Source organism: Clostridium sp. AF32-7AC (assembly GCF_003477925.1).
Taxonomy (GTDB): domain Bacteria; phylum Bacillota; class Clostridia; order Lachnospirales; family Lachnospiraceae; genus Otoolea; species Otoolea fessa.
In genome coordinates this window covers 85,912-106,540 of sequence record NZ_QUEG01000004.1, presented here as the reverse complement: position 1 = coordinate 106,540, position 20,629 = coordinate 85,912, and the positions used below count along the sequence as shown (strand labels likewise).

At 50.9% G+C, this 20,629-nt stretch carries 23 protein-coding genes and 1 other annotated feature; of the genes, 22 read left to right on the top strand and 1 reads right to left on the bottom strand.

All coding sequences use genetic code 11. The annotated features are described in order from the left end of the window. Positions 1-46: 46 nt before the first annotated feature. Together DWZ45_RS07560 and DWZ45_RS07555 are read left to right on the top strand one after the other, a co-directional pair. Complete coding sequence (locus tag DWZ45_RS07560) at positions 47-490, top strand: ACT domain-containing protein (RefSeq protein ID WP_107001373.1); 444 nt, start codon at positions 47-49, stop codon at positions 488-490. Positions 491-495: 5 nt separating this feature from the next. Next, entirely contained in the window at positions 496-1,713 is a 1,218-nt protein-coding gene (locus DWZ45_RS07555; RefSeq protein WP_117796088.1) for a homoserine dehydrogenase, read from the top strand. A 93-nt stretch (positions 1,714-1,806) separates the two neighbouring features. Here DWZ45_RS07555 and DWZ45_RS07550 read toward each other — a convergent pair whose 3' ends face one another. Next, complete coding sequence (locus DWZ45_RS07550) at positions 1,807-2,187, bottom strand: hypothetical protein (protein WP_118468415.1); 381 nt, start codon at positions 2,185-2,187, stop codon at positions 1,807-1,809. Between the two features lie 232 nt (positions 2,188-2,419). Here DWZ45_RS07550 and DWZ45_RS07545 point away from each other — a divergent pair, with 232 nt between their 5' ends. The 20 genes from DWZ45_RS07545 (at position 2,420) to DWZ45_RS07450 (ending at position 20,626) form a co-directional block, all read left to right on the top strand. Beyond that, positions 2,420-4,573 carry a Tex family protein gene (locus DWZ45_RS07545; protein WP_118468413.1) on the top strand — a complete coding sequence of 718 codons (2,154 nt, stop codon included), beginning with the start codon at positions 2,420-2,422 and terminating at the stop codon, positions 4,571-4,573. Positions 4,574-4,666: 93 nt separating this feature from the next. Then, positions 4,667-5,164, top strand: a complete 498-nt coding sequence (locus DWZ45_RS07540; protein ID WP_107001377.1) for a YcxB family protein — start codon at positions 4,667-4,669, stop codon at positions 5,162-5,164. Beyond that, positions 5,161-5,586, top strand: coding sequence for a tRNA (adenosine(37)-N6)-threonylcarbamoyltransferase complex ATPase subunit type 1 TsaE (tsaE, locus tag DWZ45_RS07535; RefSeq protein ID WP_022360622.1), 426 nt, complete (start codon positions 5,161-5,163; stop codon positions 5,584-5,586). Before DWZ45_RS07540 ends, tsaE begins: the two co-directional genes overlap by 4 nt. A gap of 23 nt (positions 5,587-5,609) precedes the next feature. Beyond that, positions 5,610-6,359 (top strand): tRNA (adenosine(37)-N6)-threonylcarbamoyltransferase complex dimerization subunit type 1 TsaB, encoded by a 750-nt coding sequence (gene tsaB / locus DWZ45_RS07530; protein WP_117796084.1) that lies wholly within the window; start codon positions 5,610-5,612, stop codon positions 6,357-6,359. After that, positions 6,359-6,847 carry a ribosomal protein S18-alanine N-acetyltransferase gene (rimI, locus tag DWZ45_RS07525; RefSeq protein WP_107001379.1) on the top strand — a complete coding sequence of 163 codons (489 nt, stop codon included), beginning with the start codon at positions 6,359-6,361 and terminating at the stop codon, positions 6,845-6,847. The genes tsaB and rimI overlap by 1 nt, the downstream gene beginning before the upstream one ends. An 85-nt stretch (positions 6,848-6,932) precedes the next feature. Then, positions 6,933-7,337 carry an ACT domain protein gene (locus DWZ45_RS07520; RefSeq protein ID WP_022360619.1) on the top strand — a complete coding sequence of 135 codons (405 nt, stop codon included), beginning with the start codon at positions 6,933-6,935 and terminating at the stop codon, positions 7,335-7,337. A 116-nt stretch (positions 7,338-7,453) separates the two neighbouring features. Then, positions 7,454-7,696: a hypothetical protein gene (locus DWZ45_RS07515; RefSeq protein WP_181357235.1), complete on the top strand. Its 243-nt coding sequence runs from the start codon at positions 7,454-7,456 to the stop codon at positions 7,694-7,696. A gap of 221 nt (positions 7,697-7,917) precedes the next feature. After that, on the top strand, positions 7,918-8,829 hold the full coding sequence (locus DWZ45_RS07510; protein ID WP_118293360.1) for a ribonuclease Z: 912 nt from the start codon (positions 7,918-7,920) through the stop codon (positions 8,827-8,829). A 5-nt stretch (positions 8,830-8,834) separates the two neighbouring features. Continuing rightward, on the top strand, positions 8,835-10,004 hold the full coding sequence (gene tsaD, locus DWZ45_RS07505; RefSeq protein WP_227589677.1) for a tRNA (adenosine(37)-N6)-threonylcarbamoyltransferase complex transferase subunit TsaD: 1,170 nt from the start codon (positions 8,835-8,837) through the stop codon (positions 10,002-10,004). Positions 10,005-10,118: 114 nt separating this feature from the next. Then, positions 10,119-10,886, top strand: a complete 768-nt coding sequence (gene ispD, locus DWZ45_RS07500) for a 2-C-methyl-D-erythritol 4-phosphate cytidylyltransferase (RefSeq protein WP_118293361.1) — start codon at positions 10,119-10,121, stop codon at positions 10,884-10,886. Positions 10,887-10,923: 37 nt separating this feature from the next. After that, positions 10,924-11,058 (top strand) — a sequence feature (ribosomal protein L10 leader region). A gap of 47 nt (positions 11,059-11,105) precedes the next feature. Continuing rightward, positions 11,106-11,594, top strand: coding sequence for a 50S ribosomal protein L10 (gene rplJ / locus DWZ45_RS07495; protein ID WP_022360614.1), 489 nt, complete (start codon positions 11,106-11,108; stop codon positions 11,592-11,594). A gap of 104 nt (positions 11,595-11,698) precedes the next feature. After that, entirely contained in the window at positions 11,699-12,070 is a 372-nt protein-coding gene (gene rplL / locus DWZ45_RS07490) for a 50S ribosomal protein L7/L12 (protein WP_107001383.1), read from the top strand. 165 nt (positions 12,071-12,235) lie between these two features. Beyond that, the gene (locus DWZ45_RS07485; RefSeq protein WP_118293362.1) at positions 12,236-12,898 is read left to right on the top strand and encodes a hypothetical protein; all 663 of its coding nucleotides are present in this window, start codon (positions 12,236-12,238) and stop codon (positions 12,896-12,898) included. A 165-nt stretch (positions 12,899-13,063) separates the two neighbouring features. Then, positions 13,064-13,738: a uracil-DNA glycosylase gene (locus tag DWZ45_RS07480; RefSeq protein ID WP_022360612.1), complete on the top strand. Its 675-nt coding sequence runs from the start codon at positions 13,064-13,066 to the stop codon at positions 13,736-13,738. A gap of 12 nt (positions 13,739-13,750) precedes the next feature. Further along, a complete protein-coding gene (locus tag DWZ45_RS07475; RefSeq protein ID WP_022360611.1) occupies positions 13,751-14,590 on the top strand; it encodes an undecaprenyl-diphosphate phosphatase in 840 nt (279 codons plus the stop codon). A gap of 234 nt (positions 14,591-14,824) precedes the next feature. Beyond that, positions 14,825-15,541 (top strand): polysaccharide deacetylase family protein, encoded by a 717-nt coding sequence (locus DWZ45_RS07470; protein WP_181357236.1) that lies wholly within the window; start codon positions 14,825-14,827, stop codon positions 15,539-15,541. Positions 15,542-15,550: 9 nt separating this feature from the next. Further along, entirely contained in the window at positions 15,551-16,873 is a 1,323-nt protein-coding gene (locus DWZ45_RS07465; protein ID WP_107001387.1) for a replication-associated recombination protein A, read from the top strand. 372 nt (positions 16,874-17,245) lie between these two features. Further along, entirely contained in the window at positions 17,246-19,057 is a 1,812-nt protein-coding gene (rho, locus tag DWZ45_RS07460) for a transcription termination factor Rho (protein WP_118468411.1), read from the top strand. A 316-nt stretch (positions 19,058-19,373) separates the two neighbouring features. Beyond that, entirely contained in the window at positions 19,374-19,583 is a 210-nt protein-coding gene (gene rpmE, locus DWZ45_RS07455) for a 50S ribosomal protein L31 (RefSeq protein ID WP_022360607.1), read from the top strand. A gap of 86 nt (positions 19,584-19,669) precedes the next feature. Continuing rightward, positions 19,670-20,626: a DUF1385 domain-containing protein gene (locus DWZ45_RS07450; protein ID WP_118468409.1), complete on the top strand. Its 957-nt coding sequence runs from the start codon at positions 19,670-19,672 to the stop codon at positions 20,624-20,626. The last annotated feature ends 3 nt before the right edge of the window (positions 20,627-20,629 follow it).

Here is a 20,629-nt window from a genome sequence, read left to right as displayed (position 1 = left end):
TGGTAAACACAAATGTATTTCTGGTGCGTACACAAGCGGAGATGGAATGGAAGAAAAAACAAAGTATTATCTGTTAAAGCAGAAAGCAGTGCCGGAAGTCCTTTTGAAGGTGGCGGAAGCGAAGAAGCTCATTGCGTCGGAAAAGGCGATGACGATTCAGGAGGCGACCGACCAGCTTGGGATCAGCCGGAGTTCCTTTTATAAGTATAAGGACGATATTTTTCCATTTTACGACAACGCCAAGGGCAAAACGATTACCATGGTGCTGCAGATGGATGATGAACAGGGACTTTTATCGGATCTTCTTCATATCGTAGCGATTTACAAGGCAAATATTCTGACGATTCATCAGAGTATTCCGGTCAACAATGTGGCGACGCTGACACTCAGCGTGGAAGTCCGTTCGGATACCGGAAATATATCGCATATGGTCGAAGAGATGGAAGAAAATTCGGGAGTACACAACGTAAAAATTATAGCCAGGGAGTAAAGATTATGATTCAGGTAGCAGTGATGGGCTATGGAACAATTGGTTCCGGAGTCGTAGAAGTATTAGAAACCAACAAAGACAAAATCACAGAAAAAACCGGCAAAGAGATTGCAGTAAAATATATTCTGGATCTGCGTGAATTTCCGGGTGATCCGCACGAAGCGCAGATTGTTCATGATTTTGAGATCATTGAAAAAGACGAAGACGTAGAGATCGTTGTAGAGGCGATGGGCGGCGTCAATCCGGCATACAAGTTTGCAAAAGCGTGCCTGTTAGCCGGTAAGCACGTTGTGACCTCCAACAAGGCACTTGTAGCGGCACACGGCACCGAGCTTCTGGCGATTGCACGCGAGAAGAACTTAAACTTCCTCTTCGAAGCCAGCGTAGGCGGCGGCATCCCGCTTCTGCGTCCGCTGACCCAGTCTCTTGCAGGCGAGAAGATCGAGGAAATCAGCGGTATCTTAAACGGTACAACCAACTACATCCTTACCAAGATGGCAAGAGAAGGTCAGACCTTTGAGGAAGCCCTGAAGAAAGCGCAGGAACTCGGATATGCAGAGCGCAACCCGGAGGCAGACGTAGAAGGCTACGATACCTGCCGCAAGATCACGATTCTTACCTCACTGGCAACTGGAAAAGAAGTAAATTACGAAGATGTGCCGACCGAGGGCATCACAAAGATTACCGATACTGATTTCAAATATGCGGCAAAGCTGGGAACTTCGATTAAACTGTTTGGAACCAGCCGCATGGAAGGCAATAAAGCCAGCGTCTATGTATGCCCGATGATGATCGGACCGGATCATCCGCTCTTTGCAGTCAATGACGTATACAATGCAGTCATGGTTCGCGGCAATACACTTGGAACCGTCATGTTCTACGGCAGCGGCGCCGGAAAACTCCCGACCGCCAGCGCAGTCGTCAGCGACATCGTAGAGATCGCCGGACACATGGAAGACAACATCCCGACCGGCTGGACCGACGAAAAACAGCCAGTTGCACCGATGGGCGAAGTAACCTTCAGCTACTTCCTCCGACTGGCAGGCAAATCAGCCGACAAACTTGCCGATGTGCGTGCAGCCTTCGGTGAAGCAGAAACCATCGAACTCCCGGAGATGGACGAATTTGCGGTCATAACCGGAGAAATGACCGAAGCACGCTTCCGGAAACTGGCAGCGGCATTCGAGGAAGATATCCGCCAGACGATTCGCTATACAAAATAGGATATAAAGTAAAAAGCACGCCAAAGTCATTCATGACGCGGTGTGCTTTTTAACGCAAGAAATACACAGAAAAAGGTCCTCTTGCCAATCATTTTATTGTAACGGACCAATCAAACTCTCATACAACTCCATTGCCTGATCAAAAAACGGCGCATATTGCGGATCCGTAATCATATGGTACACCTGGATCAGGCAGAAAAACTCAACTACTCCAAAGATGGTAGACATAACTCCCAGTATCAGCCCGACCACTGCGCTGCCGCGCCGCGGCTGTCCTTCCTCCTTGGATAGGACAAACAGTACATTCGCCGACATTCCGAGCAGAATCGCGGCGGAAAAACTCAAAAACAGGGAGAAAAATGCGAAGATGCCGCACATCATTGACATCGTGGCATAGCGGCGCGAACGATTGCTCCGGGTTTCATTTGTATCTGAATGTTCCTTCGGAGAAGGTGTTTCATCGTAATAACTCATCGTATATCTAATCCTTTCATAACTGTGAAAAAAGAAAACAGCTACATCCTTTTCTGAAAATTAGAGACAGCCGCCAAATAGGGCAAAACAAAATCTATGCCAATCCGGCAGATTGAATCCGATAAAAGTGTATCATGAATAAAGCTGCTTGTCCAGTTAGGCATTGACTTGCGAAATATGCGCTGGAATGGTATGATTAAACAGCGCATTGATATTGAAGGAGAGTTTTTGCATGGATATTATACAGGCATTAAAAGAAGAGCTTCAGATAGGGAAAAATCAGGTCGAAGCGGCGGTCAAACTGATCGATGAGGGAAACACGATCCCGTTCATCGCGCGTTATCGCAAGGAGGCAACCGGTTCCCTGAACGATGAGGTGCTGCGCCAGTTAGATGAGCGTCTGCGCTATCTCCGGAATCTGGAGGATAAAAAGGAGCAGGTGATCGGGGCGATCCGCGCCCAGGAGAAGCTGACGCCGGCGCTGGAAAAACAGATCCGCGAGGCTGCGACGCTGGTGGCAGTGGAAGATCTGTATCTTCCGTACCGCCCGAAACGTCGTACCCGTGCCGGAATTGCCCGTGAAAAAGGGCTGGAACCGTTAGCGGTCTGGATTTACAAGCAGGAAGCGGGCGGCAGCCTGGAGGCGGAAGCGGCGAAGTATGTGTCGGAAGAAAAGGGCGTTGCAGATGTTTCAGAGGCAATAGAAGGAGCGCGTGATATTCTGGCTGAACGGATCAGCGAGATGGCAAAGTACCGCAACTACGCACGTAAAAAGACGATGCAGGACGGTCTTTTGGAGGCGTCCGCGAAGGATGAGAAGGTACAGTCGGTGTACGAGATGTATTATCATTTTTCCGAACCAGTCAAAAAGCTGGCGGGACACCGCGTGCTGGCGATCAACCGCGGTGAGAAAGAGAAGATTCTGAGCGTGAAGCTTATAGCGCCGGAGGAGCAGATTGTCCGGTATATGGAGAAACAGCTGATTATCCGCCCGGATGGGGATGCGGCGCGCGCGATGGAAGAGGTCATTTTAGACAGCTACCGCCGCCTGATCGGACCGGCCATCGAGCGCGAGATCCGCACGGGGCTGACAGAAACGGCAGAGAGCGGCGCGATTCAGGTATTTGGCAAGAATCTGGAACAGCTCCTGATGCAGCCGCCGATTGCAGGATGCGTGGTGCTCGGCTGGGATCCGGCATTCCGGACGGGCTGCAAGCTGGCAGTTGTGGATGAGACGGGAAAGGTGCTCGATACGACGGTCATTTATCCGACCGCACCGCAGAACCGCGTGGAAGAGTCGAAGGAGATCGTGAAAAAGCTGATCCGCAAGTACGGCATTTCCCTGATCTCAGTGGGAAATGGTACGGCAAGCCGTGAATCTGAGCAGATCATCGTGGAACTCTTAAAAGAAATTCCGGAGAAAGTCCAGTATGTCATCGTCAATGAGGCGGGCGCGTCGGTTTATTCGGCGAGTAAGCTGGCGACGGAGGAATTTCCGCAGTTTGACGTCGGACAGAGAAGTGCGGCATCGATCGCGAGACGCCTGCAGGATCCGCTGGCGGAGCTGGTAAAAATTGATCCGAAATCCATTGGAGTCGGTCAGTACCAGCATGATATGAACCAGAAAAATTTAAGCGAGGCGCTGCAGGGCGTGGTGGAAACGTGCGTAAATAAGGTCGGCGTGGATCTGAATACGGCATCGGCGCCGCTGCTCGCCTATATTTCCGGCATTAACAAGACGATTGCGAAAAATATCGTGGCATATCGGGAGGAGAATGGCGCATTTTCAACGCGCCGTGAGCTTTTGAAGGTGGCGAAGCTGGGACCGAAGGCGTATGAACAGTGCGCCGGATTTATGCGGATCCAGGGCGGCAAGAATCCGCTCGATGCGACGAGTGTGCACCCGGAGAGCTATAAAGCAGCGGAGGCACTTTTAAAGCAGCTTGGACATGATCCGAAGGAGATCGCGGCGGGCGGCATCCGCAATATCCGCAAGGAGATCGCGGATACGGCAAAGCTGGCAAAAGAGCTTTCGATCGGCGAGCCGACCTTACTCGATATCGTGAGCGAGTTGGAAAAACCGGCGCGCGACCCGCGTGAGGAGATGCCGAAGCCGATTCTCCGCACGGATGTGCTGGAAATGAAGGATTTGAAGCCGGGCATGATTTTAAAAGGAACCGTGCGGAATGTCATTGATTTCGGTGCGTTTGTGGATATCGGCGTGCATCAGGATGGTCTGGTTCACGTGTCCCAGATGACAGACCGCTATATCAAGCATCCGCTGGAGGCGGTCAGCGTCGGGGATATCGTGGAGGTCAAGGTGCTGGCGGTTGATGTGGCGAAGAAGCGCATTTCGCTGACGATGAAAATCCGGGAGACGAAGTAAACCACGGCAGATTCAGCCGTTGGTTATAGGATGCAGGAGCGCTGACTGGAATGGGGCGGCGGATAAGGCATAGAAAATTAGGGAGAAGATAAAATGGACTTACGTGTAAAAATACAGCCAAAAGAGATTTTTATTTATTCGATGTACAATTTCTGGGCGGGACTGCGTGGAATCGGATGCATCATACTGACGGTGCTCGTTATTATTGCAGCGGCAGCCAGCGAGGAACGTCTGGGAACGCAGGTGACGAATCTGGTGATTCTGGGAGTGATTGCCTTGACAGGCTTTCAGATTTTTGCAATCTGGAAACAGGCAGAGCGCACCGCCCGGGATGCGAAAACGGGAGCTGAGATTGTATTTCACATTGGAGACGAGGGCATCCGTGCCCGCCAGGCGAACGGCAAGGGTGAGATCAGCTGGGATAAGCTGGTAAAAGTGAAAAAGATCGCGGGAATATATGTGCTTTACCTGGGTCGAGACAAGGCGTACCTGATGCCGAAGCGCGTGTTCAGAGGTTCGGAGGAGCAGATTTTTCTCAGTATGCTTACAAGAAATCTGCCGCAGGAAAAGAGAAGAGGAATTCGAGCATGATGATAGAAACAAACAGCCCGGAAGAGACGTATGCGTTTGGAAAAAAGCTTGGAATGGAAGCGCAGGCAGGGCAGGTGTATTGTTTGAATGGTGATCTGGGCGTGGGAAAGACGGTCTTTACGCAGGGGTTTGCCGCGGGACTTGGAATTCAGGAACCGGTCAACAGCCCGACTTTCACGATCGTGCAGGAGTACGACGATGGGCGCCTGCCGCTCTACCATTTTGATGTATATCGTCTCGGCGATGTGGACGAGATGGATGAGATTGGCTATGAGGACTATTTCTACGGCGAGGGCATCTGCCTGATCGAATGGTCGGAGCGCATCCGCGAGATCCTGCCGGAACATCCGATCCAGATCACAATTGAAAAAGATCTGGAAAAGGGCTTTGATTACCGGAAAATTTCAGTAAACGAGCAGTAGCCGGCGACAGGAGGAAAGAGAAAATGAGAATTTTGGGAATCGAAAGCGCATCCCTGGTGGCATCGGTTGCTATTGTTACGGATGATGTGATCACGGCGGAATATACGGTGAATCTGAAAAAAACGCATTCGCAGACACTTCTTCCGATGATTGATGAGATTGTGAAAATGCTGGAGGTGCCGTTGGAAAGCATCGATGCAATCGCAGTATCCGGCGGTCCGGGCTCTTTTACGGGGCTTCGGATTGGCTCTGCGACAGCGAAAGGACTGGGACTGGCGCTTGGGAAGCCGCTGATCCATGTGCCGACGATGGATGCGATGGGATATTGTCTGTACGGGGCTTCGGCGCTCATCTGCCCGATGCTGGATGCGAGACGGCAGCAGGTGTACACGGGGCTCTATCGGTATGAAGAGAAGTTCGAGATTGTGAAAGAACAGTGCATTACGGATATCCATGCGTTGATTGCCGAGTTAAATGAGCGCGGCGAGCGCGTGATTTTCCTGGGGGACGGTGTGCCGGTCAACCGGGCGGTGATCGAGGAAGAGATGAAGGTGCCGTATTCGTTTGCACCGGCACAGGCGAGCCGTCAGCGAGCTTCGGCGGTGGCAGCGCTTGGCGCAGTGTATCTGGCAGAGGGAAAGACCGAGACGGCAGCCGAGCATAAGCCGGATTATCTGCGGAAATCGCAGGCGGAGCGCGAGCGCGAGGTCGCAGAGCGTCAGGGCGAGATGGATAAGCTGGCAGCCGGTATTGTGGTCGTGGAGAAGAAATAATGGCGGCAGGAACGGGAACGCAAAAAGAGCTTTGTGTTCAGATAGTGGATTTACAGCCGGGGGATCTTCCTGCGGTCCGGGCACTGGAACTGGAATGCTTTTCGGATGCATGGTCGGAGAAGCTTTTACAGGATCTGCTGACGAGCAGCTGGGATAAAGCCTGGGTGCTGAAAGAGGATGAAACCGTCTGTGGCTACAGCAATTTCCGCGTCATTGCCGGGGAAGGCGAGCTGATGCGGATCGCGGTTCACGGCGCGTGCCGGGGGCGCGGCTATGGGCGGCTTCTGATGGAACGGCTGTTAAGGGAAGCAGAGGAAGAAAACGTCGAGGATATCACCTTGGAGGTGCGTGCATCCAATGCCCCGGCGATTGCGCTGTATGAGGCGTATGGCTTTCAGAAAGAGGCGGTTCGGAAGAATTATTACAGCGGGCCGACGGAAGATGCGCTGATTTATTGGAAAAGAAGCGGAAAAAGCATTGACAGATGAAATGGAAATGAGTATACTGTTTAACAGATAAAAGCGTAACACTTTACAGTGTTAAATTAAAAGAAAAGAACGGTAGGAGGTTCATATGCTGAGTCAGGTATCTATTTTTGCAGAGAATAAGAAAGGACGTTTACAGAATATTACATCCCTTCTTCAGAAGGAGAATATTAACATCTGGGGTTCGATCACGAATGACAGTGCGGAGTACGGTATTATCCGTATGGTTGTTTCTAATCCAGAGCACGCGGAGAAAGTGCTGGCGGAAGCTGGTTATCTCTGTCGTCTGACAGAGGTGCTTGGCGTCGAACTGGATGACGAGGTCGGAGCACTCAACCGTCTGTTAATTTCCCTCGAAGAGAGCAATATCAATGTAGATTACCTGTATCTCTCCTTCAATCGTGATTCTGGCAAGCCGGTTATGGTGCTTCACACGGACGATGTGAGGGAGGTCAGCATCTGCCTGACATCGAAGGGATATAAGGTACTGTAAGTATTTCCAGCACTTTCCGCTTAAAAACCGGTATAAAAAACAGTATAATGATGGAGAAGCTGTGGAGGACATGGCTTCTCCATTTTGCGTATATAGAAGAGAAAGGCGAGGAGAGCATGAGAAAATATGGAGAGAGCGGCATTCTTCTGTCGGTTGTCTGCAACCGGTGCGGGAAGAAGCTGGCGGTGAAAGAAGGCATTCTGCGCGAAGGAGCGGCGCATTTTGATGTGGCATGGGACTATTTTTCGGAGAAAGATGGGGAGGTGCATCATTTTGATCTGTGCGAGGAGTGCTATGATGGAGTGACGCGGGAATTTCTGATTGAGGCAGATAAGGAGGAGAGGACGGAACTATTGTAGAGTCGTGAGGGGAACGGAGAAACGCGGGACAGGCGGTGCGCCATCTGCGTCTCGCCAGTGAATTGGATTGCTGAATTTCTGGCTTGCAACATAGTATTTCTTTATGATATTATTAAATGATATGGGAGTTAGGAGAAAAGCTGTTTTGACAGCTTTTTGCATGACTTTTAATTAAAAAGATTTATTATGAATCATTTATTTAATAGAAAAGAGGATGTTCCATGTTAGATGTATGTTTGCTGGGAACGGGCGGGATGATGCCGCTGCCGTATCGGTGGCTGACGGCTTTGATGGTTCGCTGCTCGGGCAGCAATTTGCTGATAGACTGCGGGGAAGGCACGCAGATTGCGTTGAAAGAAAAGGGCTGGAGTCCGAAGCCGGTGGATGTGATTTGTTTTACACATTATCACGCGGATCATATCAGCGGTCTGCCGGGACTTTTGTTGACGATGGGAAATGCGGAGCGGACGGAGCCGATCACGATGATTGGACCGAAGGGACTGGAACGCGTGGTGACGGCACTGCGGACGATCGCGCCGGAATTGCCGTTTCCGCTTGAGTTTATCGAGCTGACGGAGCCGAGACAGCAGCTTCAGATTGGACCGTATGTGATCGATGCGTACCGGGTCAACCATAATGTGACCTGTTATGGGTACTCGATTTCGATTCCGAGAAAGGGACGGTTCGATGTGGAACGCGCGCGGGCGCAGGAGATTCCGCAGAAGTTCTGGAGCCGCCTGCAGAAGGGGGAGACGATCGAGGAGGAAGGCAGAACGCTGACACCGGATATGGTGCTCGGAGGTGACCGGAAGGGAATCAAGGTGTCATACTGTACCGATACGAGACCGCTTCCAGTAATTGCGGAGTACGCGAAGGATGCGGATCTGTTTATCTGTGAAGGCATGTACGGCGAGGACGGGAAAGAAGCCAAGGCGAGAGAATACAAGCATATGACATTCCAGGAGGCGGCGCACCTGGCGAAGGAGGCCCAGCCGAAGGAAATGTGGCTGACTCATTACAGCCCGTCGCTCATCCGTCCGGATGATTATATGGATAAAGTGCGTGAGATATTCCCGAGAGCGAAAGCCGCCCGTGATGGCTGGACGGCAGAGCTGGGATTTGATGAGGAGTAAGGGCGATGCAGACGGAAGAAAAGAGAGAGAATATAGAAGAAAAGAAGGAAGAACGGATGAAAATGCCAGTTTCAGGAGCATTGGAACGGGGACCGGGGAAAGCTCCGGTATCGGGGGCAGAGATTTCCGTGCATGATACAGAAAACGGACACCCATCAGAAGATGTTTACATTCTTGCAATCGAGAGTTCCTGTGATGAGACGGCAGCTTCAGTCGTGAAAAACGGACGTACCGTTCTTTCCAATATCATATCTTCCCAGATCGATCTTCACACGCTGTTTGGCGGCGTTGTGCCGGAGATTGCGTCGAGAAAGCATATCGAGAAGATCAACCAGGTTATTGAAGAGGCGCTGACAGAGGCACATATGAGTCTGGAGGAGATGACGGCGATTGCAGTTACCTACGGTCCAGGGCTGGTTGGCGCGCTTTTGGTCGGTGTGGCGGAAGCCAAAGCACTCGCGTATGCGGCGAAGAAGCCGCTGGTCGGCGTACACCATATCGAGGGGCACGTATCGGCAAATTTCATCGAAAATCCGGATCTGGAACCGCCGTTCATGTGCCTGATCGTGTCAGGCGGACATACACATCTGGTGATTGTGAAAGATTATGGCGAATTTGAGATTCTGGGACGCACCCGAGACGATGCAGCAGGCGAGGCCTTTGACAAGGTGGCACGCGCGGTCGGGCTCGGTTATCCGGGCGGCCCGAAGGTCGATAAGGCGGCAAAAGAGGGGAATCCACATGCGATTGAGTTTCCACGGGCAAAAGTGGGCGACAATCCATATGATTTCAGCTTCAGCGGCTTAAAATCGGCGGTCTTAAATTATATTAACCATGCGAAAATGATGGGCGAGGAGATCAATGTGCCGGATCTGGCGGCTTCGTTCCAGAATGCGGTTGTGGAAGTATTGGTATCGCGCACGATCGAGGCGGCGAAACAGCACGGCTATAAGCGCGTGGCGATCGCCGGCGGTGTGGCATCCAACTCCGCTCTCCGGGCGGGCATGGAGAAGGCCTGTAAAGAGGCGGGCATCCAGTTCTTCCATCCGTCACCGATCTTCTGTACGGACAATGCGGCGATGATCGGCGCGGCGGCGTACTATGAATATAAGAAGGGCGCGCGCGCAGGCTGGGATCTGAATGCGGTGCCGAATTTGAAGCTGGGCGAGAGATAATACAAATTTTTTTAGGAAGAATTGTTTTGCGGTTAGTTTTTTTAAAAGATTGATTTGACAAAAAGTGGAAAAAGAGTGTTTTAAGAGATCGTTCTGGCATGGAGGAGAAACGAGATGGAACATACATTGGATCAATTTGGAAAAGAGAAAATTACACCGCATCCGACCCGCACCGCCGCTATCGTTCTGGCAGCCGGACAGGGAAAACGGATGAAAAGCAAGATTCAGAAGCAGTTTCTCCTTCTGGAGGAAAAGCCGGTCATCTGGTATGCACTTCACGCGTTTGAGGAGAGCCGGGTCGATGATGTGATTCTGGTGACCGGGGCGGATGAGATCGCGTACTGCCGGGACGAGATTGTAGGAAAATATGGATTTTCCAAGGTGCGCGCTATCGTTGCGGGCGGAAAAGAGCGCTACCATTCGGTCTACGAGGGGTTAAAGGCGCTCGGCAGCCAGCTTTCCTATGGGGAGGGGGACTGCGTCCTGATTCATGACGGGGCGCGTCCGTTTGTGGACGAGCCGATGATTGAACGTATCGTATCAGATATACGAAGTTATAGCGCAGCAGTGGCAGGCATGCCGTCAAAGGATACGGTCAAGCTGGTGGATGCGGACGGATTTGCCTCTGTGACGCCGGAACGGGCGCATGTCTGGATGATTCAGACACCGCAGGGATTTACTTATCCGCTGATCCGCGCGGCGTATGACAAGATGATGAGTCGGGAAGAGTACCAGCAGGGAGTGACGGATGATGCGATGGTGGTCGAGACGATGACCGATCACAAGGTGCGCCTGACCGAAGGTTCTTACCGGAATATCAAGGTGACAACGCCGGAGGATATGGAGGTTGCGGCTGCATTTTTACAAAATAAAAAAAGTTAATAGGTCTATTGACAACCCTTGACTTCTATGTTATAGTACTTATCGTGTTTAACTGCCGAAGACAGCAGGTGCCGAAAGGCATAAGGTTAATACGCCTGCCGAGGGAACTGATATCGTTGTATATTTCTATCCCCCTGTCCTGCGAGTGACGGAGGGATTTTATTTTACAGAAAACGTTTACCAGGCGGTTATAGAAATAAAACAGGAGGTAAACCAATCATGGCAAAAGTTGAATTAAAGCAGCCGGTTGTTGCTGAAATCGCAGAATTATTCAACGGCGCTAAGGGCGCAGTAGTAGTTGACTACCGTGGACTGACAGTTGAGCAGGACACACAGCTCCGTAAGCAGTTAAGAGAAGCTGGTGTTACTTATAAAGTATATAAGAACACCATGATTCGTTTCGCTGCTAAGGGTACCGCGTTCGAGGCTCTGGAGCCGAATCTGGAGGGCCCGACCGCTCTGGCTGTATCCAAAGAGGATGCTACAGCTCCGGCAAGAATTTTAGCTGAGTTCGCTAAAAAAGCAGACAAGCTTGAGATCAAGGGCGGCGTTGTAGAGGATACTTACTACGATGCAAAGGGCATGCAGGTTATCGCAACCATCCCGTCCAGAGAAGTTCTTCTTGGAAAACTTCTTGGAAGCATGCAGTCTCCGATCACAAACTTCGCTCGTGTTATCAAACAGATCGCAGAGCAGCAGGAGGCATAAGACCCTTACCTGCAAAGCAGGGTGTAAGGTGCGTGAGAGCCGCATAGTAAAGCAAGAGGCCGCATAAGGCCGATTTAAAATTCAATCACAGGAGGAATATTAAAATGGCAAAGTTAACAACAGCTGAGTTCATTGAGGCAATCAAAGAATTATCCGTATTAGAGTTAAACGATTTAGTAAAAGCTTGCGAGGAAGAGTTCGGTGTATCCGCAGCAGCAGGCGTTGTTGTAGCAGCAGCAGGTGCAGCTGAGGCAGCAGAAGAGAAGACTGAGTTCGACGTAGAGCTGACAGAGGTTGGCCCGAACAAAGTTAAAGTTATCAAGGTAGTTCGTGAAGCTACAGGTCTTGGTCTGAAAGAGGCTAAGGAAGTAGTTGACGGTGCTCCGAAGGTAGTTAAGGCTGGCGCTTCCAAGGAAGAGGCTGAGGACATCAAGACTAAATTAGAGGCTGAAGGCGCTAAAGTTACCTTAAAGTAATTTAAGTAATTTCGCATAGAGCTAATTGCATTACAGATGGAGAGTCTGGCGTGTGCGTGAGCGCATGCCGGGCTCTTTTTATTTCATGGGAAATTGCGTCCTATGAAATAAAAAAACGCTCCGCGAAGATGCAGACTCTTTTTTAAACGGGGGAATCAAATCAAGATGGCAGAGAAGACAAGAAATGAAACGGCAGCAGATGAGGAACTTAAAACGCTTCGGGAACGGCTTAAGGCGTGCGAATTTCTGCTGATTGGGCTTGGAAGCGAATGGGAGAAGGCGGGAGGCGCGGAGGTACAGGAGGCATACCGGGCGCTGGCATCGATGACAGAGGGGAAGGATTATTTTATCGTGACAACCGCAAAGGATGCGCGCATCTTTGAAAGTTCGTTGGATGAAGCGAAAATCACGGCGCCGTGCGGTAATGTGAACTGGCTTCAGTGTTCGAAAGGCTGTACGAAGGATATCTGGGAGCGCGGCGAGGTGGCGGATGGTATCTGCCCGCACTGTGGGGCGCCGCTGACAGAAAACACAGTTCTGGCGAATCCGTATATCGAGGAAGGTTATTTGAAAAGCTGGAATCTCTACCGGGAATGGCTGGCTGGAACCTTAAACCATGCGCTTCTGATTCTCGAGCTGGGAGTGGATTTCAAGACGCCGACCGTCATCCGCTGGCCCTTTGAAAAGACGGTCTTTTTTAACCGCAAATCGCATATGTATCGGATAAACCAGAAGTTTTACCAGATTGTCGGAGATATTCAGGAGAGGACCGTATCGATTCCGCAGAATTCGGTCGGCTTTATCCGCAATTTTCCTTCCTGCGATTGAGAGTCCACTTAGTTACTGGGCACGTATGCGTGAACAGTAACGTCCACTTATCTGCGGAGGGGACATTTGGGAAGCAAAACTTGAGAAACCGCTTCGATTGTGCTAAAATGGAACCATCGTTTGACAGAAAACGACAGAAAATGACATGGACGAGAGGATAGGGCAATGGGAGCAATCAGTAATGACTGGCTGGCTCCGCTCAGCGGAGAGTTTAAAAAGCCATATTACAGAAAGTTATACGATACTGTGAAACGGGAATATGAGACGCATGTTGTATATCCGGATGCGAATGATATTTTCAATGCATTTGATTTTACCCCTCTTTCCGAGGTAAAGGTGGTTATTTTAGGTCAGGATCCCTACCATGGTCCGGGACAGGCGCATGGGCTTTGCTTTTCGGTAAAGCCGGATGTGGAAATCCCGCCGTCCCTGGTGAATATTTATCAGGAATTGCACGATGATCTCGGCTGCTACATCCCGAACAATGGCTATCTGACGAAATGGGCGAAGCAGGGAGTCATGCTGCTGAACACTGTTCTGACCGTTCGCGCGCATCAGGCAAATTCCCACCGTGGAATCGGCTGGGAGGAGTTTACGGACGCTGCGATCAAGATCTTAAATGAGCAGGACCGTCCGATGGTATTTATTCTGTGGGGACGTCCGGCACAAGCGAAGAAATCGATGCTTAATAATCCAAAGCATCTGATTCTCGAAGCACCGCATCCGAGCCCGCTGTCTGCGTACCGCGGATTTTTCGGCAGCCGGCCATTCAGCAAGACCAATGAATTTTTAAAAGAACATGGTGTTGCCCCGATCGACTGGCAGATAGAAAACGTGTAGGAAGGAGCAGACATGAGTTTTGTTGAGATTTTAAAGGTAATTGTACTGGGAATCGTGGAAGGTTTCACGGAATGGCTTCCGATCAGCAGTACCGGGCATATGATTCTGGTGGATGAGATCATCCATCTGGATGTCAGCGAGGCGTACCGGGAAGTGTTTATGGTTGTCATCCAGCTGGGTGCGATTCTGGCGGTTATGGTGCTGTATTTCAATAAATTGAATCCGTTTTCACCGCACAAATCGATGGCGCAGAAGCGCGGTACAATTCGTTTGTGGATAAAAATTATTATAGCCTGCATTCCGGCAGCGGTGATTGGGCTTCCGCTTGACCATTTCATGGATAAGCTGATGAACGGCTATGTCGTAGCAGCGATGCTGATTCTCTACGGCGTTTTGTTTATCGTACTGGAAAATCGAAACGTGCACCGTCATTTTCCGATTGAGCGCGTGACGCAGATTTCGTTCCAGACTGCGGCGCTGATCGGCTGTTTCCAGGTGCTGGCGATGATTCCGGGTACTTCCCGTTCGGGCGCGACGATTCTGGGCGCGATGCTGATCGGCTGTTCACGTCCGGCGGCGGCAGAATTTTCATTCTTCCTTGGGATTCCGGTTATGTTCGGTGCGAGTTTTTTAAAGATTGTGAAATTTTTCATTCAGGGCGGCGGATTTTCTTTCGCGGAGTTCATTTATCTGGTTCTTGGTATGGTGGTCGCATTTGGCGTGTCCGTGTACTCGATCAAGTTCCTGATGGGATATGTCCGCAAGCATGATTTCAAGTTTTTCGGATATTATCGGATTGTGCTTGGTATCGTGGTGCTGTCCTACTTTGGTATTTCGGCGCTAGTAGGTTAAAATGTACGCTCGGAGTCTTTCCTGCACTTGCTTTTGCGGCTGGCGGAAAGATTCCGAGAGCACATTAAATAGAAAAAGAGGATTCAGACCTGACAGAAATGCGGAGGTCTGGATCCTTTTTTGCGTTCATATAATACATGGAAGCGGAAACGCAAATATAAAGGGGATGCCCTGTCACAGTTCAGGGCTGACACGTCTAAAATGGTAAATCGGATCATTCAAAATAAGGGTTCCATGAGGAAAAAACTGCTCTGCCTGTGCACGGCAGTGCTGCTGGATCTGTGTTTCTTAGGAATCGTGTGCAGGCTGGCAGTGGGGATGCAGTGGGAAGATTTGGCGGAAGTGGAGCAGGCGGACCAGACGGACCAGACGGTTTCCTCCCCGGAATGCTTTTCCGGCGGGGAGCTGGCGCTGACCTTCGACGACGGACCGCACAGGGTGTACACGAAAAAGCTGCTGGACGGCTTGCGCGAGAGGGGCGTGAAAGCCTCTTTTTTTCTGGTCGGGGAAAATATTCCGGGTAATGAGGAACTGGTGCAACAGATGGCTAAAGACGGTCATCTCATCGGGGTTCACTGCATGGCACATGTGGATCTGGCGCGCCAGCCGATTGAAAAGAGCGTGGAGGAGATTCGGGAGACGGCCGATTGGATCGAGGCGGTCACGGGAAAACGTCCGGAATACATACGTCCGCCGTATGGTTCATGGAGTACGGAGCTTCAGGAGAGAGTGTCGATGACGCCGGTGTTCTGGGACGTCGATACGCTGGACTGGAAAAACCGGAATACGGCGCGGATTGTGAAGCATATCTGCAAAAATGCGGCGGTTCACACGGTGGTGCTGATGCATGATGCATATCAGACTTCGGTCGATGCTGCGCTTGAGACGATTGACACATTGACGGCGGAGGGATATACTTTTGTTACAATAGAAGAATGTCTGATTGATTGAGAGGATACGATGGATTTATTTGATTATATGCGGAAAAATACGATCGAGCAGGAGGCGCCGCTGGCATCCAGGCTGCGCCCGTCCACGCTTGACGAGGTGGTGGGACAGAAGCATATCATAGGAAAGGATAAGCTTTTGTACCGGGCGATCAAGGCAGATAAGCTCGGATCGCTGATTTTTTATGGACCGCCCGGAACGGGCAAAACGACGCTGGCGCGCGTGATTGCCAACACGACGAGCGCGCGTTTTGAGCAGCTCAACGCGACGGTGGCGGGGAAAAAAGATATGGAACAGGTCGTGCAGGATGCCAAGGATGCGCTGGGGATGTACGGAAAGCGCACGATCCTGTTTATCGACGAGATTCACCGCTTTAATAAGGGGCAGCAGGACTATCTTCTGCCGTTTGTTGAGGACGGGACGATTCTGCTCATTGGTGCGACGACGGAGAATCCGTATTTTGAGGTCAATGGGGCGCTGATTTCCCGATCCCGTATTTTTGAGCTGAAACCGTTGGAAAATGCGGATATCCGCGAGCTTTTAGAGCGGGCGATCCATGACAAGGAAAAGGGCATGGGAAGCTATCGCGCGGAGGCGACGGACGAGGCTCTGGATTTTCTGGCCGATATGGCAGGCGGAGACGCGCGCGCGGCGCTCAATGCGATCGAGCTTGGTATTCTCACAACGGAACGGAGTGGAGATGGGCTGATTCACATTACACTCGATGTGGCGCAGGAGTGCATCCAGCGCCGTGCCGTGAAGTATGACAAGACGGGGGATAACCATTACGATACGATCTCAGCGTTTATCAAGAGTATGCGCGGTACCGATCCGGATGCGGCAGTTTATTATCTGGCGAAGATGCTGGATGCAGGCGAGGATATCAAATTTATTGCGCGGCGTATCATGATCTGTGCGTCGGAGGATGTCGGCAATGCGGATCCGCAGGCGATTCAGGTTGCGGTCAGCGCGGCATTGGCAGTGGAACGGATTGGTCTGCCGGAGGCGCGGATTATCCTGTCGCAGGCAGCTACCTATGTGGCGAGCGCGCCGAAGAGCAACGCGGCGTATGTGGCGGTCGATGAGGCACAGGAGGCGGTCAGGTTAAAGGGAAACTTTACGGTGCCGTCCCATCTGCGCGATCGCCATTACAGCGGGGCGGAGAAGCTGGGGCATGGCGACGGGTACAAGTATGCACACGATTATCCGAACCATTATGTGAAGCAGCAGTACCTGCCGGATGGACTGGAGGGCAGCACATTTTACCGCCCGTCAGAAAATGGGTATGAGAAGAAGATGGGGGAGTGGCTGCGCTTCCTGAAGGGCTCTGAATGAGAAAAGCTTCTTTTCAGATGGATTTTGCCGATGCTACGCATTCCAAATCGGCAAAATCTGCTGCCGGAACTGTATCGTACGGAATTTTCAGTTCAGAAAATTCCTACCTGTGAACAGTTACTATGTTCCTGAATTGATATGTATGAAGAAAATGTCTACTTGAATTTTTATGAAAACCGTTTATAATAAAACCAAGGTGGCTGCAGGATAAAGAGCAGTCACAGCATAAAAGGCTATGTTAAAAAGGTATGCCGGGCAGGTATCTGCCTGTCCGGTTTCGTGTAAGTACCTGGAAGACATCCACACGTTTCTTATTTCTGATTTTTGAATCCCAGAGAATATGACACAATTAAACAGGGTAAGGAGAATTATATGAGAGAAAAATTAAAGACACTCCCTCTGGTGCAGCTTCGGGAAATGGCGAAGGCACAGGGGTTAAAGGGGATCAGCACCCTGAAAAAGGCGGAGATCATAGACAGGCTGTGCGAACTTGAGAAGCCGGCGGAAGGGGGACAGAAAGAAGAAACGCCCCAGGCTTCTGTCAGTGAGCATCCGGCCGGATCGGCGGAACCGGCAGAGAGAACGGAAATGCACGTGCAGCCGCGCAGAACTGATGCAGGGCAGAATACATCGGCACAGACGTATTCGCAGCCGCGGAGATCTGCCAACGGAGAACGGGCTGCGGGAGGGCAGAATTCCAGCTATGAGCGCCGCAGCGAAGGCGGATACCGCCGGAATGAATACGGCTCCTATACACGCCGTGAGAATAATAATACCCGTTATCAGGATAACCGCAGACGCGAGTACACGCAGCGAGAGGGGTATCAGAGAAATTCCTATGTGCCGCGTAACAATTACAATGAAGCGATGAGCGCAAGAACCGAGTATAGCCAGCCGGAACATACCGCACCGGCACCGCAGATGGCAGAAGCAGCCTCCGAGTACAGTCAGCCGGAACGTACCGCGCCGGTGCAGCAGATGGAAAGCACCCGTACCGAGGTGGAAAATGCACGCATGGAGGATCTGAAAAATGAATTTCAGGAGCTGGACAGCGGCATCGAGGCGAACGGAATCCTGGAGGTTATGCCGGATGGATTTGGATTTATCCGTTGTGAAAACTTCCTGCCGGGTGAAAATGACGTCTATGTGGCGCCGTCCCAGATCCGCCGTTTTAATCTGAAAACTGGTGATATCGTGCGCGGAAGCCGTCGTGTGAAGTCGGCGACGGAGAAATTTGCCGCATTATTATATATTAATTCGGTCAATGGATACCCGACCAGCGTGGTGGAAAAACGTCCGAATTTTGAAAATCTGACGCCAATTTTCCCAAATGAACGCCTGCACCTGGAATATCCGGGGGTTAAGACTTCCATGGCGATGCGTGTGATGGATCTGCTGTCCCCGATCGGAAAAGGACAGCGAGGCATGATCGTATCCCCGCCAAAAGCCGGAAAGACCACCCTGTTAAAGCAGGTGGCGACGACCATCACAAAGAACCATCCAGAAATGCACCTGATCATCCTTCTGATCGATGAGCGTCCGGAGGAGGTGACAGATATCCGTGAGACGGTAACGGGAGAAAATGTCGAGGTCATCTATTCGACGTTTGACGAGCTGCCGGAGCGTCATAAACGTGTGTCGGAGATGGTAGTAGAACGGGCGAAGCGCCTTGTCGAGCACGGAAGGGACGTTATGATTCTTTTAGACAGTATCACCCGTCTGGCGAGGGCTTACAACCTGGTGGTTCCGCCGAGTGGACGAACTCTTTCAGGTGGTTTGGATCCGGCAGCGCTGCATATGCCGAAGCGCTTCTTCGGTGCGGCGAGAAATATACGCGAGGGCGGCAGCCTGACGATTCTGGCGACCGCGCTGATTGAGACGGGCAGCCGTATGGACGATGTTATTTACGAGGAATTTAAGGGAACCGGCAACATGGAGCTGGTGCTTGACCGCAAACTTTCCGAGAAGCGCATCTTCCCGGCGCTCGATATCCTGCGTTCCGGTACGCGAAGAGATGATCTGCTTCTTTCGTCCGCCGAGGCGGAAGCGGTCGATATCGTCCACAAGGCGACCAACACGCAGAAACCGGAGGATACCGTCGAGCGGATTCTGGATCTGTTTGCCAAGACGAAGAACAATACGGAATTTGTGGAGATCACGCGGAAAAAGGGGTCATTTTACTAAAAATCATGTTTCACCAATAGCGCGTCTGTGAGGACTTTCTCCCAGGCAGGAAAACAGGACTGTAAGAAGAAAAATAGTATTGAAAAATAGATAAAATTGCTTGCTAAAAAGTACACACCATGATATAATTATAAGGCTGTATTAACAGACGGTAGTTCTGACATCTGCGTGAGTCGTCCTTACGAGTGGAAGGAACGCTTAAATGATGGAATAGCGTGCCTGGATGTGCGGAGCTTTATATAGAGCCGTTTTAAGACGGCTTGCAATTAAAAAAGCGGTCGGAAATCGCAATGAAAAATTCAGAGAGGTGAAAGAAATGAGAGAAGGAATCCATCCAGCCTATTATCAGGCAAAAGTAGTTTGCAACTGTGGTAACGAGTTCGTAACTGGTTCTACCAAGAAAGACATTCACGTAGAGGTTTGCTCCAAGTGTCATTCATTCTACACAGGCCAGCAGAAAGCAGCCGCTGCCCGCGGACGTATCGATAAGTTCAACCGCAAGTACGGCATCAACGCAGGCAAATAAGTTTGAACCATGTAAAGGTTGGGTTTTAGTGGCGACATTAAACTCAGCCTTTTTGTTTTCTTCTTTTTTTATTTTGAAAGGACAGCATGAAGTATTCAGGAATTGGCGGTCAGGCGGTAATTGAAGGAATCATGATGATGAAAGGCGAGGACTATGCAGTGGCAGTCCGCCGACCTGACAAAGAGATAGAAGTAAAAAAAGACACATATCAGAGTATCACGAAAAAAGCGAAGATTTTACAGCTCCCGTTTGTGCGCGGCGTGTTCCGGTTTGCAGATTCGATGATCATCGGCATGCGGAGTCTGTCGTATTCCGCCAGCTTTTTTGAGGATGATGAGGATGCAGAGCCGGGAAAATTCGAACAGCTTTTAGACCGTGTGTTCGGCGAGAAGCTGGAGAGTGCGATCATGGCAGCAGTGCTGGTAATTTCGTTTATCCTGGCAATTGGTATTTTTATGCTCCTGCCGCTGGGGATTGCGAACCTGTTTAAGGGAGTTATCACATCGGATCATCTGATGGCAGTGCTGGAAGGTGTGATCCGGATCGCGATTTTTATTATCTATATTAAACTCGTTTCGCGGATGGAGGACATCCGACGGACATTTATGTACCACGGGGCGGAGCACAAGTGCATCAACTGTGTGGAACACGGACATCCGCTGACGGTAAAATATGTGCGCGAGAGCTCGAAGGAGCACAAGCGCTGTGGTACCAGTTTCATATTGATTGTCATGGTGATCAGTATTCTGATGTTTATGGTGATCCGGGTCGATACGATCTGGATGCGGATGCTGAGCCGTATTATTCTGGTTCCGGTCATTGCGGGTATATCATATGAGGTATTGCAGTGCGCCGGACGGAGCAATTCGAAGTTTATGGATCTGGTGAGCCGTCCGGGTATGTGGATGCAGGGTCTGACGACGAAGGAGCCGGATGACTCGATGATTGAGGTGGCGATCGCGGCGACCGAGGCAGTTTTTGACTGGAGAGAATACCTGACGGAGAATTTCCCAGGCTGGGAAAAGCAGCTGGAAGAGTCATAAATA